Origin of the sequence: Herbiconiux dendrobii (assembly GCF_052048175.1) — a bacterium.
In the GTDB taxonomy this organism is placed as follows: Bacteria; Actinomycetota; Actinomycetes; order Actinomycetales; family Microbacteriaceae; genus Herbiconiux.
This window is the reverse complement of the sequence record NZ_JBLZQV010000007.1, coordinates 69,758-84,456: the sequence shown is the minus strand read 5'-3', so window position 1 is coordinate 84,456 and position 14,699 is coordinate 69,758. Positions and strand designations below refer to the sequence as shown.

At 67.1% G+C, this 14,699-nt stretch carries 18 protein-coding genes; 8 read left to right on the top strand and 10 right to left on the bottom strand.

Annotation, left to right across the window (positions count from 1 at the left end; all coding sequences use genetic code 11):
- The first annotated feature begins 20 nt into the window (after positions 1–20).
- Positions 21–1,010, top strand: coding sequence for an adenosine deaminase (locus ACN4JJ_RS18350; RefSeq protein WP_440711339.1), 990 nt, complete (start codon positions 21–23; stop codon positions 1,008–1,010).
- Between the two features lie 72 nt (positions 1,011–1,082).
- On the opposite strand, the gene ACN4JJ_RS18345 is transcribed toward ACN4JJ_RS18350, so the two are convergent.
- The 3 genes from ACN4JJ_RS18345 to ACN4JJ_RS18335 are packed head-to-tail and all read right to left on the bottom strand — an operon-like array spanning position 1,083 to position 2,630.
- On the bottom strand, positions 1,083–1,436 hold the full coding sequence (locus ACN4JJ_RS18345; RefSeq protein ID WP_440711338.1) for a hypothetical protein: 354 nt from the start codon (positions 1,434–1,436) through the stop codon (positions 1,083–1,085).
- A 34-nt stretch (positions 1,437–1,470) separates the two neighbouring features.
- The gene (locus tag ACN4JJ_RS18340; RefSeq protein ID WP_440711337.1) at positions 1,471–2,070 is read right to left on the bottom strand and encodes an Asp23/Gls24 family envelope stress response protein; all 600 of its coding nucleotides are present in this window, start codon (positions 2,068–2,070) and stop codon (positions 1,471–1,473) included.
- Positions 2,067–2,630: an RNA polymerase sigma factor gene (locus ACN4JJ_RS18335; protein ID WP_440711336.1), complete on the bottom strand. Its 564-nt coding sequence runs from the start codon at positions 2,628–2,630 to the stop codon at positions 2,067–2,069. The genes ACN4JJ_RS18340 and ACN4JJ_RS18335 overlap by 4 nt, the downstream gene beginning before the upstream one ends.
- Before the next feature lie 558 nt (positions 2,631–3,188).
- Here ACN4JJ_RS18335 and ACN4JJ_RS18330 point away from each other — a divergent pair.
- Complete coding sequence (locus ACN4JJ_RS18330) at positions 3,189–3,716, top strand: hypothetical protein (protein ID WP_440711335.1); 528 nt, start codon at positions 3,189–3,191, stop codon at positions 3,714–3,716.
- 48 nt (positions 3,717–3,764) lie between these two features.
- Here the strand turns inward: ACN4JJ_RS18330 and ACN4JJ_RS18325 are convergent, their stop codons facing one another.
- Entirely contained in the window at positions 3,765–4,394 is a 630-nt protein-coding gene (locus ACN4JJ_RS18325; RefSeq protein WP_440711334.1) for a hypothetical protein, read from the bottom strand.
- Positions 4,391–4,987, bottom strand: a complete 597-nt coding sequence (locus tag ACN4JJ_RS18320; RefSeq protein WP_440711333.1) for an RNA polymerase sigma factor — start codon at positions 4,985–4,987, stop codon at positions 4,391–4,393. The genes ACN4JJ_RS18325 and ACN4JJ_RS18320 overlap by 4 nt, the downstream gene beginning before the upstream one ends.
- Before the next feature lie 242 nt (positions 4,988–5,229).
- On the opposite strand from ACN4JJ_RS18320, the gene ACN4JJ_RS18315 reads away from it, so the two are divergent.
- Positions 5,230–5,634 carry a hypothetical protein gene (locus ACN4JJ_RS18315; protein ID WP_440711332.1) on the top strand — a complete coding sequence of 135 codons (405 nt, stop codon included), beginning with the start codon at positions 5,230–5,232 and terminating at the stop codon, positions 5,632–5,634.
- Between the two features lie 361 nt (positions 5,635–5,995).
- Here ACN4JJ_RS18315 and ACN4JJ_RS18310 read toward each other — a convergent pair whose 3' ends face one another.
- From ACN4JJ_RS18310 to ACN4JJ_RS18300, 3 genes are all read right to left on the bottom strand, one after another.
- The gene (locus ACN4JJ_RS18310; protein WP_440711331.1) at positions 5,996–6,145 is read right to left on the bottom strand and encodes a hypothetical protein; all 150 of its coding nucleotides are present in this window, start codon (positions 6,143–6,145) and stop codon (positions 5,996–5,998) included.
- A gap of 243 nt (positions 6,146–6,388) precedes the next feature.
- Positions 6,389–7,285, bottom strand: a complete 897-nt coding sequence (locus tag ACN4JJ_RS18305) for a DMT family transporter (RefSeq protein ID WP_440711330.1) — start codon at positions 7,283–7,285, stop codon at positions 6,389–6,391.
- Positions 7,286–7,322: 37 nt separating this feature from the next.
- Positions 7,323–9,704: an ATP-binding cassette domain-containing protein gene (locus ACN4JJ_RS18300; RefSeq protein ID WP_440711329.1), complete on the bottom strand. Its 2,382-nt coding sequence runs from the start codon at positions 9,702–9,704 to the stop codon at positions 7,323–7,325.
- A gap of 237 nt (positions 9,705–9,941) precedes the next feature.
- On the opposite strand from ACN4JJ_RS18300, the gene ACN4JJ_RS18295 reads away from it, so the two are divergent.
- Positions 9,942–10,547, top strand: a complete 606-nt coding sequence (locus ACN4JJ_RS18295; RefSeq protein ID WP_440711328.1) for an HdeD family acid-resistance protein — start codon at positions 9,942–9,944, stop codon at positions 10,545–10,547.
- A 1-nt stretch (position 10,548) separates the two neighbouring features.
- On the opposite strand, the gene ACN4JJ_RS18290 is transcribed toward ACN4JJ_RS18295, so the two are convergent.
- Together ACN4JJ_RS18290 and ACN4JJ_RS18285 are read right to left on the bottom strand one after the other, a co-directional pair.
- Positions 10,549–11,034, bottom strand: a complete 486-nt coding sequence (locus ACN4JJ_RS18290; RefSeq protein WP_440711327.1) for an NUDIX hydrolase — start codon at positions 11,032–11,034, stop codon at positions 10,549–10,551.
- A 7-nt stretch (positions 11,035–11,041) separates the two neighbouring features.
- On the bottom strand, positions 11,042–11,815 hold the full coding sequence (locus ACN4JJ_RS18285) for an SDR family oxidoreductase (RefSeq protein WP_440711326.1): 774 nt from the start codon (positions 11,813–11,815) through the stop codon (positions 11,042–11,044).
- Positions 11,816–11,949: 134 nt separating this feature from the next.
- On the opposite strand from ACN4JJ_RS18285, the gene ACN4JJ_RS18280 reads away from it, so the two are divergent.
- From ACN4JJ_RS18280 to ACN4JJ_RS18265, 4 genes are all read left to right on the top strand, one after another.
- Positions 11,950–12,468, top strand: coding sequence for an NfeD family protein (locus tag ACN4JJ_RS18280; protein ID WP_440711325.1), 519 nt, complete (start codon positions 11,950–11,952; stop codon positions 12,466–12,468).
- Entirely contained in the window at positions 12,465–13,412 is a 948-nt protein-coding gene (locus ACN4JJ_RS18275; protein WP_440711324.1) for an SPFH domain-containing protein, read from the top strand. Before ACN4JJ_RS18280 ends, ACN4JJ_RS18275 begins: the two co-directional genes overlap by 4 nt.
- On the top strand, positions 13,390–14,193 hold the full coding sequence (locus ACN4JJ_RS18270) for a glycerophosphodiester phosphodiesterase family protein (protein ID WP_440711323.1): 804 nt from the start codon (positions 13,390–13,392) through the stop codon (positions 14,191–14,193). The genes ACN4JJ_RS18275 and ACN4JJ_RS18270 overlap by 23 nt, the downstream gene beginning before the upstream one ends.
- Before the next feature lie 108 nt (positions 14,194–14,301).
- Positions 14,302–14,667, top strand: a complete 366-nt coding sequence (locus ACN4JJ_RS18265; protein WP_291054175.1) for an RNA polymerase-binding protein RbpA — start codon at positions 14,302–14,304, stop codon at positions 14,665–14,667.
- Positions 14,668–14,699: the final 32 nt, after the last annotated feature.

The window sequence follows — 14,699 nt, the reverse complement described above, 5'->3', positions numbered from 1 at the left end:
GGCCCCTCTGAAAGGACACCATGCACGACACCGCCGGCCTCCCGTTGGCCGAACTGCACATCCACATCGAGGGGGCGCTCGAACCCGAGCTCGTATTCGCCCTCGCCGAGCGCAACGGCATCGAGCTGCCCTGGGGGAGTGTGGACCGGTTGCGATCGCTGCACGAGTTCGACGACGTCCCCTCCTTCCTCGACCTCTACTACCGCTGCATGGACGTGCTGCGCACGGCGGACGACTTCCGCGACCTCGCGCTGGCGTATTTCCGGCGCGCGCATCCGGACGGGGTCCGCCACGCCGAGCTCTTCTTCGACCCGCAGGCCCACACCTCGCGCGGTGTCACCATCGACGATGTGCTGGATGGGCTGACCGCCGGGCTCGAGCAGGCGCGCGACGAACTCGGCATCAGCGGTGGACTCATCCTGTGCATCCTGAGGGACCTGCCGGTCGGCGACGCCCTCGAGACGCTCGCCTCGGTCGAGCACCGGATCGGCGACCTCCTCGGTCTGGGGCTCGACTCCGCAGAACTCGGCCACCCACCCGCGCAGTTCGCGCCGGTCTACCAGCGGGCGCGCGAACTGGGGCTCCGGCTCGTCGCGCACGCGGGGGAGGAAGGACCGGCGTCGTATGTGAGCGAGGCGCTCGATGTGCTGGGGGTCGAGCGCATCGATCACGGGGTGCGCTGCCTCGACGACGAGGTGCTGGTGTCGCGGCTGCGGGACGAGGCGATCCCGTTGACGGTGTGCCCGTTCTCGAACGTGCGGCTGAAGGTGGTGGATTCGCTCGCGGAACACCCTCTGAAGCGGATGCTCGATGCCGGGCTCCTGGTGACGGTCAACTCGGACGATCCCGCCTACTTCGGCGGTTACCTGGGGGCGAACCTCGAGGGGGTGGCCGACGCTCTGCAGCTCAGCCGTGAGGAGGTGCGCCGACTCGCGGCGAACTCGGTGGACGCTTCCTTCGCGTCCCCGCAGAGGAAGGCAGAACTGTCGGCGCAGATCGCGATCTGGTGAATCGACGCGGCGTCGTGCAGCCGGAGGCGCTTGATCATCCGAAAGTCGCGGCGACCGGTTCGAGGGTTCCGCTCAGGCGGGCGCCCGCTCGATCTGCAGGACCTTGATCGTGATGGCGACAGGGCCGGGGTGGGCAGCGGCGATGCGGTCGCGGAGCACCGCCGCGACCGTTCGGAGGGTGCCCGGTGAGGGGCACAGGGTGGTCGTGGACAGGTGCACGGTCACCGCTGTGCCGTCGGCGGACGTCTCGACCTGCAGGGTCATCTGCGGTTCGGGGAGGTTGAGGGTCGACGCGACGGTCTGAGTGGCGGCATCCAGCAGAGGCGAGGTGCGGAAGATCGTCCCGACACCGTCGATGGAGCGGATGGCTGCGGTGAGCTCGCGGGCGAGGGCGTCGTCGTCGGGCTGAGGCATTGGTTCAGACATCCGTTGAGGCGTCCCTCCGTCAGGCATCCGTCCGTCAGGCATCGGTGCGGCCCTGGTAGACGTCGTCGAAGGTGACGTCGATGCGGTCGATGACGAGCTCGGTGTGCTCGGTGAGGGCGGTCAGGGTGGCATCGCGCAGCTGGGCGGAGAGCACCTCGATGGGATGCCCGAACTCGGCTGCCGCGGTGATCGCGACCGACACGGGTGCGCCGGGCGAGCTGAGGTCGCCGTCGAACTCGGTGCGGCTGACGAGCACGTGGGGGAGTGCGTCGGCGGTGATGCGGATGAGGCCCCGCACGGCGGCTTCGGTGAGGGTCAGGGTCGTGTTCGGGTCGGGATCGTGCACGGGGATGTCGCGGCCGGGTCTGATCTCGTCCTTGATGGTGTCCAGGAGTTGCGTGATCCAGGCGTCATCGCGGTGCGGGTCCGCCCTGGCTTCGTGCTCGAGGGCGTCCCAGGAGAGGTGCTGGAGGTGTTCCATCGCGTCCAGGGCGAGCCGGCATCCGGCAGAACCCTCGATGCCGGGATTGCGGGGGCTGCGGCCGTGGGCGAGGTAGTCGGCGAGTTCTTCGAGGGTGTGGCCGTCGAGGTCGTCGGGTTCGAGCCGGGCGTCGTCGTCGGAGGGGGTCGTCATCGCCAGGCCTCCATCTCGTGTAGCAGGAACGCCCGGGACCTGGCCAGGAGGCCTCGGACGGTGGAGATGGGAAGCTCGAGAGCGTCGGCGATCTCCTGGTAGCTGTAGCCGGCGGTCTCTCGTAACAGCCAACACCTGCGCTGGTCTGCAGGCAAACGGCCGAGCGCCTCGCTGAGCGCGTCCAGCTGCAGGCGGCGCTCGACCACGACGTCGGGGGAGCGGTGGGCGGGCGCTGCCGGCTCCCAGTCGTCGATGTCGTCGTGCGGGCGGCGCGACCGGATCCGGTCCAGGGCCCGGTTGCTCACGATCCGCATCAGCCAGTGCCGCAGCCGGGCCGGGTCGTCCAGCTCGGGCAGGTGCCGCCAGGCGCTGATGAACGCGTCCTGGACCACATCGTCGGACTCGGCGTCGGAGGACAGCAGCTTCGCCGCGACGACCCGCATCAGCGGTCCGTGGCGGTGCGCGATCACCTCGAACGCGACGATGTCACCCTGCGAGGCCCGCCCGACCAGCACCGCATCCGGAGCGTCACGGAGCGGACCTTCCCTGTCGATGACCACGTCCTCTCCACCCCGACGGTGTGCGGGGGCCTGAGCAATTCCTAGCACCACTCGACCGGTGCCGCACCAACCCGGAGACGCCCGCGACAGCACGTCTTCGGCGATCCACACCCGCCCACGGCCCCGGATGGCCTGCCGGCCCATCGGCTCGCTGTCAGGGGACGCAGGCTTCCAGCTCGGCCTCCGGGGCGGAGCCTGGCCTTCCTCGGGAAGAAGAAGGCCAGCGCGATGAAGGCGATCAGCAGCCCGCCCTGGACGAGCAGGGCGACGCGATAGGCGCTCGACGGCGATCCGGGGGAGATTCTCTGGAAGAACAAGGATCCGAACACGGCGACGCCCACCGCTCCGCCGATCGCGAGGGGGAGGTTGCCGAGACCGGCGTCTCCCGCATGGCACCGGCGAATCCTTGCACCAGACGGAGGGCGATGAGCAGTCCGAGAGAGGGGGCGCAGAAGGGAGGCGAGGGTGCGCAAAGGCTCTCTCGTAAGTCGTGGAGAGCCCAGCTGAGGCGCGGACAGACCTGGGCTAATCTGGCGGACAAGGTGAGGGGGACGCGGGGTGGATCTTGTCGTTGCTTCTGGGGGGATCGCAGCCGGGGTGGCGATCGTCGGCATCGTCGTCCTGGCCCTCTGGCTTCCATCGGGACTGTCCCTACGGGAGGCCCGGAAGAAGTCGCAAGAGCAATTCGTCCTCGCGGTGGGCGACCAATCCGTCGCGGCGGCAGCATCCACATGGTGTTCAACCGATCTGGTGAAGATTCCGAGGCCCTCGACGTTTGTCGCGCTCGAGCTCGCGACTGAGTTCATCGGAATCTGGGCCGGCGGCATGGCGGCGGTGAGGATCGCGACGATTCCCTCTTCGGCGGTTGTGTCAGTGACTTGCGAGTACGGCCCGTTTCACACGACGACGCCGATTCCGTATCTGTCGGTTCAGCTCAGTGGTGAGACCGCGGAGATCCGGTTCGCTGTTTCATCGTTCGGGCCAATCAAGACGATGTCCCGTGATCAGACAGCGGCATTCGGCAAGGCTCTGTCGGACCGCTTCGCTGTTCCTCTCCGTGTATCGGAAGCTCGGCAGACCTACTGACCGATCGGGCGGGCTGCCTGTCATCGGTCGATCTGGGCCGGATGGAGCCTATGACAGGGTGCGGTTGAAGGTCACGGTCGGATTCGCGGGGGATCCCGAGACGGTGCAGAGAGCGACGATGTTGGTCACTGGCGTCGAACCGGTGGGCCAATCCACTGAGACAGTCGCGACCGATGGCCATTCGGATTCGGGGATGCTGTCCTGCGTGTACGGGTCGACCCCGGCTTTCACGCTGTCGTCAGTGAACTCCGCCGCAGTTGGCATGGGATCGAATCCCGCAAATGCTTCCAGGGGCGTGGCGTCGATGCAGGCTTGATAGACCTGCCGAGCATCGAAGCCGTTGACGGTCGGCCCCTCGGGTTCGATCGGGGGCGTGCTCGTCGGAGTGGCCGAAAGTGTAGGAGTAGGGGTTGGAGCCGGTTCCGCCGAGGGGGTAGGGCTGGTGGTTGCGCTTTGCGTTGAAGGGCTCGCGACGGGCGGGGTCGTACTGAGGTTCGGGAGGCCGGCGACGATGATGACGACGGCAGCTGCGGCGATGCCGGTGACCAGTGCGATGCTTCCGGCGGCTGTGATGATCTGACGTGGGGAGTGCCTTCTGTCAGTGCTTTTTCGTGCGTGCGCCAGTATCGTCCGGCGCATGGATGCGGACAGTCGTGGATCCAGGTCGGGGCCGGTCATCGAGCACCTCCGGTGTGTGCTGTTTCGTTGTCGAGTGTTGCTAGCACGTCGGCGGCGAGGCGTTTTTTTGCGCGTGACAGTCTCGATTTGACTGTTCCGGTCGGGATGGAGAGCACCGCTGCAGCCTCCGCAGTGGAGAGTTGCTGGACGATGCAGAGCGTGATGATGTCTTGATCTCGTTTGGGAAGCCGTGAGAGTGCCTCGCGCACTCGGCCGTCCATCGATTGGGCATCGAGCCGGCTGGCCACTTCGTCCGCCGGGTCGATGTCGTGCTCGGGCTCTCGCATCTGTTCGAGAAGGATGCGATAGCGGCGCCGTGAGCGATCGAGGTTTCGTGCGAGGTAGTTGGCGGTCACGAGGAGCCAGCCGATGATGGATCCGTCGACAACGCGGACGGAGTCGCGGCGTCTCCATGCCTCGAGGAAGGTCGCCGCGGTGACGTCTTCGGCGTCATGGATCGTGGGTGCCATGCGTTGTGCCTGATGGAAGACGCGGTTTCGGTGAAGGTCAAAGATCGCGCCGAAGGCGGTGGGATCGCCAGCCCGGGCTGACTCCCAGCTGGCGGCTTCGTCGTCAGGTGTAGTGGTGGTCACGTTAAGAGACTGTCCCGACTTCTCGATTGGTTCCATGAGGAGGGAGTGTCTGTGGGCTGTAGCTGATGAGGTCGGCGAGGGATCGGGCGTCGAATTGGTCGAGCAGCCCTGCAATTCAGCTCAGGCGTGGGGAGTACCCGGACGATTAGTTGTCTCAGTAAGTGAAGATCGGCGGCCCTGTGCTGCCTTGCTCTCGTATTCAGCAGTCGAGTATTCGGGCTGAATGCTGAGATCATGACGCTGTGAACAACGTGATTCAGCGTGAGCCTCCGCAGTGGTCGAGGGTGTCGATCGTGATTATCTCCGAGACGCTTCCTGCTTCCGACTTCTCTCGAATCCTGAGCGTTCCAAGCGTCTCGACGAAGCTTGATCGGTGGGTTGGCGATTTCGAAGGAGATGGGGGTTTGACGGTCATGGCGAAGATTGAGAGCGCGATGGCGTTCTTGACCGACCGCGCTGATGTTCTCCGACCAGTTCTGTCGAAGGGCGATCTGCAACTATTTATAAGTTGGTCTCCCGCCCCATCGCAGGACGGGATCGGGTTCTCGGTAACCGAGGTAGCGGTCCTCGCCGACCTGGGTGGTCGCATCCTGTTGGACACGCATATGGATGAGGTGGACGACGACCTTCCTAGCCTCTCCAACTGAGTGATTTATGCGGGCCGGGTCATTTCGGGTGTGGGCAGTTGAGAGGGTGGTTCATCGGTCATCCAGTAATACTCGAGGCTGCTGATTCTGCCGCCGGTCAACCAGAGCATGACTCCGCCGATGCAATCGTCGTCGTCACAGACCATCCTCTCTGTCGCTGCGAGGATGCCATCCGGCAATTGGACTAGCGGGAGATCTGAATCCACGGCGATATCGAAACTCTGGGACCCGTCGAACCACCAGCCTGAGTGCGACGCTGAGACTACTTGCGCTCGAGCTTGCTCGGCTTGTGGCCAGTCGCCCCGGACGAGGAATGAGAGGAGTTCCCGCTCCGCTGGCGTGAAGGCTCGGGGTGGGGTAGTCATTTGTCGATCTTGGCACCTGCGGGCGGTTCGATGCCGAGATTTCGTTTGTCGATGTAGTCGATGAAGGTGGCGCCGGCGTCGCGGCGGTGTCGGTCGGCGGTGGGGTAGGAGTAGCCGAGGGCGTCGGCGACGACCGGTGCGGGCATGTCGATGACGAGGGCGCGGATGGTGGCGTTCTTCGCTCCTTGGAGAGAATTGCCAGGTCAGAGAACAATCCATGCTCATGACCACCCAGAGTCGCTCTTAGCTCTTAGGCCCAAACAGTGGGTCGGCAGGGCTCTCAACAGGCCATTCTGCGGGCGTCGTGGGGGACTCGATCATTCGCAACAGATGCGAATACCCGATACTTGTATTGACATAATGTGCATTATCAGCGCGATGGACTCAGCTCAGGAAGGGGCCTCGACGGGAGCTACGACGGCCGGAGGACGTTGGCGGCGCGTCACGAGGTAGGAACCCGCGAGCACCAGTGCGAAGCCGACGATCGTCCAGACTGTGACGACCTCGCCGAGCACGAGCACGCCGGCCAGGATGGCGACGGCCGGATTGACGTACGTGATGGCCGTCGCCTTGATCGGGCCGATCTCGCCGACCAGCGCGACCATGAGTAAGAACGCGATCGCACTGCAGACGACGGCGAGGACGATGATCGCAACGAACACCTGCGTCGACGGCACGGCGGTCGGCCACGATCCCTTCACCAAGACGAACGGCACGTACAGCACCGCTGTCGCCGCCAGGGACACGGCGACGACGCCCACACCCGGCAGGTCGGGCATCCAGCGCGACAGGATCGCGGGACCGAGCGCATAGCCGACCACGACGACGGCCATCTCGGCGACCGCGCCCAGGTCGGAGCCGGCGATGTCCAGGCCCACCAGGGCGGCGACGCCGAGCATCCCGAGGGCAATGCCGATCCAGTTGACGCCGGTGAGTCGGGTCGGCCGGCCCATCACGAAGGCCACGGCCACACCGGCCAGCGGCACGGCCGCGAGCAACAGGCCCGCCGTGGAACTCGGCAGACGCTGCTCCGCCGAACTCAGGAAGTACCACGGCAGCACGATCTCCACGATCGTGTACGCCAGCATCGGCCGCCAGCGCCGTAGCACGGGGCCGAGCTCGCGCCGCCACAGCGCCAACGGCAGCAGCAGTACCGCCGCGAGCCCCGCCCGCGCCAGCACCACCATCTCGGGCGAAAGCTCCGTGACGGCGATCTTGATGAAGACGTACGGAATCCCCCAGGCCAGGCCGAGCGCGGCGAACAGCAGGATGCCACGGCGCGTCATCCGGCCCTCCTTCGGCGAGCCCGTTCGAGCGGCCCGCTCATCCGTTCACGTAGGCGGCCAGATGTTCGCCCGTCACCGTCGACCGCGCCGCCACCAGCTCTGCGGGGGTTCCCTCGAAGACGATCCGCCCGCCGTCGTGGCCCGCGCCGGGACCGAGGTCGATGATCCAGTCGGCATGCGCCATCACGGCCTGGTGGTGCTCGATCACGATCACCGACTTGCCGGAGTCCACCAGACGGTCGAGCAGGCCGAGCAGCTGCTCCACGTCGGCCAGGTGCAAGCCTGTGGTGGGCTCGTCGAGCACGTAGATCTCGCCCTTCTCCCCCATGTGCGTCGCCAGCTTGAGACGCTGGCGCTCGCCCCCGGACAGGGTGGTCAGCGGCTGGCCGAGGCTCAGGTAGCCGAGACCCACGTCGTGCAGACGCTCCAGGATGGCGTGCGCCGCCGGGATGCGCGTCTCCCCCGCGGCGAAGAACGTGACGGCCTCGCTGACCGGCATCCCGAGCACCTCGCTGATGTTCTGGCCACCAAGCCGGTACTCCAGCACCGCCGCCTGGAAGCGCTTGCCCTCGCAGTCCTCGCAGGTGGTGGACACGCCGGCCATCATCCCGAGGTCGGTGTAGATCACGCCCGCGCCGTTGCAGGTGGGACAGGCGCCCTCGGAATTGGCGCTGAACAGCGCGGGCTTCACGCCGTTCGCCTTGGCGAAGGCCTTGCGGATCGGCTCCAGCATCCCCGTGTAGGTCGCCGGGTTGCTGCGCCGTGAGCCCCGGATCGCGCCCTGGTCGATCGCCACCACCTCGTCGCGCGGCGATACCGAGCCGTGGATCAGCGAGCTCTTGCCCGAACCCGCCACGCCCGTGACGACCACCAGCGCGCCGAGCGGGATGTCGACGTCGACGTCTCGCAGGTTGTGCGAGGACGCTCCCCTGACCTCGAGCGACCCTCGCGTCGGGCGCACGTCCGGCTTCAGGCCGGACCGGTCGTCGAGGTGCCGCCCGGTGAGGGTGCCGCTTTTCCGCAGGGCCTCCACGGTGCCCTCGAACACCACCTCTCCCCCGGCGGTGCCAGCGCGCGGCCCGAGATCGACCACGTGATCGGCGATCGCGATCGCCTCCGGCTTGTGCTCCACCACGAGCACCGTGTTGCCCTTGTCGCGCAGCTGCAGCAGCAGGCGGTTCATCCGCTGGATATCGTGCGGATGCAGTCCCACCGTCGGCTCGTCGAACACGTAGGTGACATCTGTGAGAGACGACCCGAGGTGCCGGATCATCTTCGTGCGCTGCGCCTCTCCCCCGGACAGTGTGCCGCTCGGCCGGTCGAGCGAGAGGTAGCCCAGCCCGATCTCGACGAAGGAGTCGAGGGTCTCGCCCAACGACGTCAGCAGCGGGGCGACCGAGGGCTCGTCGAGCCCGCGCACCCAGGCGGCGAGGTCGCTGATCTGGAGGGCGCAGGCCTCGGCGATGTTCATCCCTCCGACCCGCGACGAGCGTGCCCCCTCGTTGAGCCTCGTTCCGCCGCATTCGGGACAGACCGTGAACGTGACCGCCCGGTCGACGAACGCCCGGATGTGCGGCTGCATCGCGTCCCGGTCTTTGGAGAGCATCGACTTCTGGATCTTCGGCACCAGACCCTCGTAGGTGAGGTTCATGTTCTCGACCTTCACCTTGACCTGCTCCTTATAGAGGAAGTCGTTCCACTCGGTCTCGGTGTAGTCGCGGATGGGCTTGTCGGCGTCGAGGAAGCCCGACACGGCGTAGATGCGCACCATCCAGCCGTCGGCGGTGTAGCCCGGAACGGTGATGGCGCCCTCGGCGAGCGACTTCGACTCGTCGAAGAGCTGGCTCAGGTCGATGTCGGTGACCTGCCCCCTGCCCTCGCAGCGCGGGCACATGCCGCCGGTGATGGTGAAGTCGCGCACGACACTCGTCGTGCCGTCACCCTTCTCGACCGTCATCGCGCCGCTCGCCTTGGCCGAGGCCACATTGAAGGAGAACGCGTTCGGCGAGCCGATGTGCGGCCGGCCGAGGCGACTGAACACGATGCGCAGCATCGCGTTCGCATCCGTCGCCGTGCCCACCGTGGAGCGCGGATTGGCGCCCATCCGCTCCTGGTCGACTATGATGGCGGCGGTGAGCCCGTCGAGCACATCGACATCGGGCCGCGCCAGGGTCGGCATGAAGCCCTGCACGAAGGCGCTGTAGGTCTCGTTGATCATGCGCTGCGACTCGGCCGCGATGGTGCCGAACACGAGCGAGCTCTTTCCCGACCCCGAGACCCCCGTGAACACGGTCAGCCGGCGCTTGGGCAGCTCGACGCTCACGTTCTTGAGGTTGTTCTCGCGCGCACCGGTGACGCGGATCAGGTCGTGACTGTCGGCGCGGTGCTGCGTCGGTGCTGCGGCGTCGGTGTCGTCCATGGCCGCCATGCTACTGCCCGCCCCCGACGCCCCGGAGGGCGTCGGGGGTCACCGAACAACTGCAGTCGCCGATGCAGCTGTCAATCGTCACTTCCGTCGAGAAGTCACGCCCGACACCGCTCCCCCGGACGTAACATGCTCACGGCGAACTCTCATCCGCGGGCCCACAGGCACTAGATTGGCGCTATCACGAACACCGGCGCCACAGACGGCGCACCAGGGGAACAGGGGATCCACATGAGCACCACGAACACACCCGGCACGACGAGCTTCTGGCTCTTCGACTCCGACATCTCCGCCGCGGCCGGCCGTCTGCTGAAGGCCGGTCTGTGGATCCGCGCGATCCTCTCGCTCGTGCTCGGCGTCGTCATCCTGATCCTGGCGTTCAACAACCCCGACGCCATCGTGTTCACCATCGCGCTGCTGTTCGCGATCTACTTCTGGATCACCGGCCTCGTGCGCGTGGTCACCGGGATCGTGAACAACTCGGTTTCCGGCGGCATCCGGGCCCTCAGCATCATCCTCGGCGTGCTGCTGATCGTCGCGGGCGTCATCGCCATCCGCAACCCGGTCGTGTCGCTGATCGCGCTCGCCCTGGTGATCGGTTTCTCCTGGATCATCGAGGGCGTGCTCGCCGTGATCGAGACGGCGAAGGACTCGTCGCAGTGGTTCGGCACGATCCTCGGCGTCATCTCGGTGGTCGCCGGCATCGTCGTGATCTTCCTGCCGCTGGACTCGATCGGCATCCTGGTGGTCTTCACCGGCATCCTGCTGATCGTCACCGGCATCATGGCCGCGATCACCGCCATCACCCTCGGCAAGGCACCGAAGGCCGTCTCCTGATCTAAGCGGCGCCCAGCGCGTCCCGCAGCAGGTCACTCAGCACGGCCGGCTCCACGGAGTCGGCCGTCTGCTGGATGTCGGCGAGGCTCCACCAGCGCCACTGCTCGATGTCGGTGTGCTCCTCGGGCGTCCAGCCGGAGGACACCGGATCGAAGGCTGGCACCCGCAAGAGGTACCACTCCTCGTGGTAGTCCCGAAGCACTCCCTCGGCGGGCTCGGCCACGAAGTCCCGGCTCCAGAACGGCTCGCCGAACGCCGCGGGTGCGACGACGAGTCCGGTCTCCTCGAACAGCTCGCGCACGGCGGCGTCGAGGTGCGACTCTCCCGCTTCGAGGTGGCCGCCGGGCGTCAGCCACCTGGTCGGGTGGGTGGCCACGTCGGCGCGGGTGTAGAAGAGCAGGGTGCGGCCGGCCTGATCCAGCAGCAGTACCCGGGATTTCAGGATGACGCCGCCTTCCGGCGCCGCCGCATCCGCCGCCCCGCTCATGAGACGGCTACTCGCCCTCGATGGCGCCGAAGTCGGAGATGTCGCCCACGTACCGCGTGTGGTTCTCCGGCACCGGATCGACGGCGGCGGCAGCCACCTCGGCGGCGAACTCGCTCACGTTGTACAGGCGGCCCGCGGCCTCCTTGCGGGCGCCGATCGCGCCGGGGTTGGCCCGCTCGAGCAGCGTCGCGGTGATGGTGCCCTCGATCATGTCGCCCGACACCACGACGAAGCCGATGCCGGCCTCCTCCAGCTGCGGGATCATCGCGCGCAGGGCGTCTTCGCCCGCGCGCTTGCTGAGGGCCACGGCCTCGTACTCGGGCATGGTCTCGGTGGTGCGGATGAAGTGCGCCTGGTGGCTGGTCACGAACACGACCCGGGAACCGGGGGCCAGCAGGGGCAGCGCGGCGGTCAGCAGCTGCACCTGCGCATCGCGGTTGAGGGCCATCGCGTAGTCCTCGGCCATGCCGCTCTCCATGCCGCCCGAGGCGTTCATCACGAGGATGTCGAGCCCGTCGAGGTCGGCCTGCACCTGGTCGAACATCGCGGCGACGGATGCGGGGTCGGTGAGGTCGGCACCCACCACGATCGCGGAGCCGCCGGCCTCGCGGATGCCGTTCGCCAGCTTCGCGGCGCGCGCCTCCTTGTTGCGGTAGTTGATGACGACGGAGGCGCCGGCCTCGGCGAAGTAGCCGACCGTGTCGGCGCCGATGCCGCGCGAGGAGCCGGTGACGAGGGCGCGCTTTCCGGCGAGCGAACCGGGGGCGAGTGGATTGGGCACGGAGAACTCCTCGTAGATCGAAACGACCTCCCGAGACTACCAAGTACCCATTACTCCGGTCGGTCGACACGGATCCCTGCTAGCGTCGAAAAGGTCAGATCACCCTGACGATCAGTGCCGAGAGGAGACCGCCGATGCTCGAATTCCTCGACTCCTACGCCTGGATCTTCTGGCTGGGGCTCATCCTGCTCTTCGTCGTCGTGGAGATGCTCACGCTCGAGTTCACCTTCCTGATGATCGCCATCGGCAGCCTCGGCGGGCTCATCGCCGGCGCGTTCGGCGCCCCGTGGTACATCCAGATCGTGGTCGCCGCGGTGGTGTCCCTCCTGCTCCTGCTGACGCTGCGGCCTCCGCTGCTCCGGCTGCTCAAGCGCGGGGGCGATCCAGCCCGGAGCAACGTCGACGCCCTGCTCGGTCTCGAGGGCCTCGTGCTCGACGGGGTCACCGCGTCGGCCGGCCACGTGAAGCTCTCCAACGGCGACACCTGGACCGCTCGTGTCAGCACGCTCACCGAGCCCCGGGAACTGCAGCGTGGTGAGCGCGTGCTCGTCACGGCCATCGACGGGGCGACGGCGATCGTGGTTCCCGCCGAGCGGGCCCCGCTCACCGGTGAACCGCAGATCCCGGTCGAACGAAAGGACTCCCCCGCATGAACGACAACGTCGTGGGCCAGGTGATCTTGGTCGTCGTCATCGTCATCATCGTCGTCTTCGTGCTGGTGGTGGTGGCCCGCGCGGTGCGGATCATCCCGCAGGCCCGCGCCGGTGTGGTCGAGCGGCTCGGCCGTTACCACAAGACGCTGATGCCGGGCCTCAACATCCTGGTGCCGTTCATCGACCGCCTCCGGCCGCTGATCGACCTCCGCGAGCAGGTCGTCTCCTTCCCGCCGCAGCCGGTGATCACCGAAGACAACCTGGTGGTCTCCATCGACACGGTGGTGTTCTTCCAGGTGACGGATGCTCGCGCCGCGACCTACGAGATCGCCAACTACCTCGGGGCGGTCGAGCAGCTCGCCACCACCACCCTCCGCAACGTGGTGGGTGGGCTGAACCTCGAAGAGGCGCTCACCAGCCGCGACGAGATCAACGGCCAGCTGCGGATCGTGCTCGACGAGGCCACCGGCAAGTGGGGCATCCGCGTGTCGCGCGTGGAACTGAAGGCGATCGATCCGCCCGTGTCCATCCAGGACTCGATGGAGAAGCAGATGCGCGCCGAACGGGAGCGCCGCGCGGTCATCCTCACCGCGGAGGGCACCAAGCAGTCCGCCATCCTCGAGGCCGAAGGCCACCGGCAGGGCGAGATCCTGCGGGCCGAGGGTGACGCGAAGGCCGCCGTGCTGCGTGCTCAGGGTGAGGCCGAGGCCATCACCACCGTGTTCAGCGCCATCCACAAGGGCGAGCCCGATAACCTGCTGCTCGCCTACCAGTACCTGCAGACGCTGCCGAAGTTGGCTGAAGGCAGCGCGAACAAACTCTGGGTCATCCCCAGCGAGCTCACCGAAGCGCTTAAGGGCATCGGCCAGGCGTTCGGCGATCGAGGAGCCGCAGCGGTGCCGAAGCCTGGAACGGGCGACGGTGGAACGCGCCAGGGCGAATAGCGCTTCCGTCAAGCCGTACTTCGCCTCCCCCACTCCCCGCGTGCTCGCGCACCGGGGCCTGGCGGTCGATGTGCCGGAGAACACCCTCGCCTCCTTCGAACGGGCCGTGGCGGCCGGCGCGGCCTACGTCGAGACCGACGTCAACGCCTCGGCCGACGGTGTGGCCGTCGTCGTGCACGATCCCACCCTCGAGCGCATCGCGTCGCGTCCGGACCGCGTCGCCGATCTCACCCTCGAGCAGCTGCGCGCCCTCGACCTCGGAGGCGGCGTGCGTTTCGTCACCCTGCAGGAGGCCCTCGAGGCTCTGCCGGAGACCCGCTTCAACATCGACATCAAGTCGGAAGACGTCGCAGCCCCCGCAGCGGCCGCCATCGTGGCCGCCGGGGCGCGCGACCGGGTGCTCATCACCTCGTTCTCCCGACGGCGGCGACGCGCGGCGGTCGACGCCCTGGGTGACCGCGTGGCGGCCTCTGCCTCGGCCTCCGAGTTCGTGCCCGCCCTGCTGCTCGCCAAGCTCGGTGCGACCCCTCTGGTGCGGTTCCTGCTGCGTCGGGTGGATGCGGTGCAGATCCCGATGAGCATCTTCGGCATCGCCACGACCACCCCGCGCACCATCGCGCGTCTGCACGCCGCCGGGGTCGAGGTGCACGTCTGGACCATCAACGACGTGGAGGTGGCGAGGGGACTGCTCGAGCGCGGTGTCGACGGCATCGTCAGCGATCGGGCCGATCTGATGCTGGCGCTCACGACCCCCGAAGGGGGAATTGCCGAGCGGGGCTGATGGCGTCCCGTTTTCGCTGAGAGAGTACTGGCAAAAGGCGGCTTTGGAAAGGATTGGCCGTGCTCTGAGGTTTATAAAGTTCGAAGCAACGCGAGAGGAGACCACACAATGGCAGATCGCAGTTTGCGCGGAATGCGTCTGGGCGCACAAAGCCTGCAGAGCGAAGAGGGCGTCGTATTTTCGCCCCGATCCAGCTACACGTATCGCTGTGCCACCTGCGGCCGCGACACCGACATGGTGTTCTCGGCCGAAGCCGAAGCCCCCGAGACCTGGGAGTGCAAGTACTGCTCCCACGAGGCGGTTCTGATGGTGGGCTCCGAGCCCATGACCATCGATCACGCCGACGCGAAGACTCCGCGGAGTCACTGGGACATGCTGCTCGAGCGCCGCACGCGCGCCGAGCTCGAAGAGCTGCTCGAAGAGCGCCTGCAGTTCCTGCGCGCCCGTCGAGGCACTCAGAAGATCGGCGCCTAGCCGCCGATCGGCATCACACGAAGGCCGTGCCG

Excerpts from the sequence above, each read along its gene's own strand:
- ACN4JJ_RS18350 (WP_440711339.1), top strand. The coding sequence starts at position 21 with ATGCACGACACCGCCGGCCTCCCGTTGGCCGAACTGCACATCCACATC.
- ACN4JJ_RS18345 (WP_440711338.1), bottom strand. The coding sequence starts at position 1,436 with ATGTCTGAACCAATGCCTCAGCCCGACGACGACGCCCTCGCCCGCGAG.
- ACN4JJ_RS18340 (WP_440711337.1), bottom strand. The coding sequence starts at position 2,070 with ATGACGACCCCCTCCGACGACGACGCCCGGCTCGAACCCGACGACCTC.
- ACN4JJ_RS18325 (WP_440711334.1), bottom strand. The coding sequence starts at position 4,394 with ATGACCGGCCCCGACCTGGATCCACGACTGTCCGCATCCATGCGCCGG.
- ACN4JJ_RS18310 (WP_440711331.1), bottom strand. The coding sequence starts at position 6,145 with ATGCCCGCACCGGTCGTCGCCGACGCCCTCGGCTACTCCTACCCCACC.
- ACN4JJ_RS18305 (WP_440711330.1), bottom strand. The coding sequence starts at position 7,285 with ATGACGCGCCGTGGCATCCTGCTGTTCGCCGCGCTCGGCCTGGCCTGG.
- ACN4JJ_RS18300 (WP_440711329.1), bottom strand. The coding sequence starts at position 9,704 with ATGGACGACACCGACGCCGCAGCACCGACGCAGCACCGCGCCGACAGT.
- ACN4JJ_RS18295 (WP_440711328.1), top strand. The coding sequence starts at position 9,942 with ATGAGCACCACGAACACACCCGGCACGACGAGCTTCTGGCTCTTCGAC.
- ACN4JJ_RS18290 (WP_440711327.1), bottom strand. The coding sequence starts at position 11,034 with ATGAGCGGGGCGGCGGATGCGGCGGCGCCGGAAGGCGGCGTCATCCTG.
- ACN4JJ_RS18280 (WP_440711325.1), top strand. The coding sequence starts at position 11,950 with ATGCTCGAATTCCTCGACTCCTACGCCTGGATCTTCTGGCTGGGGCTC.
- ACN4JJ_RS18275 (WP_440711324.1), top strand. The coding sequence starts at position 12,465 with ATGAACGACAACGTCGTGGGCCAGGTGATCTTGGTCGTCGTCATCGTC.
- ACN4JJ_RS18265 (WP_291054175.1), top strand. The coding sequence starts at position 14,302 with ATGGCAGATCGCAGTTTGCGCGGAATGCGTCTGGGCGCACAAAGCCTG.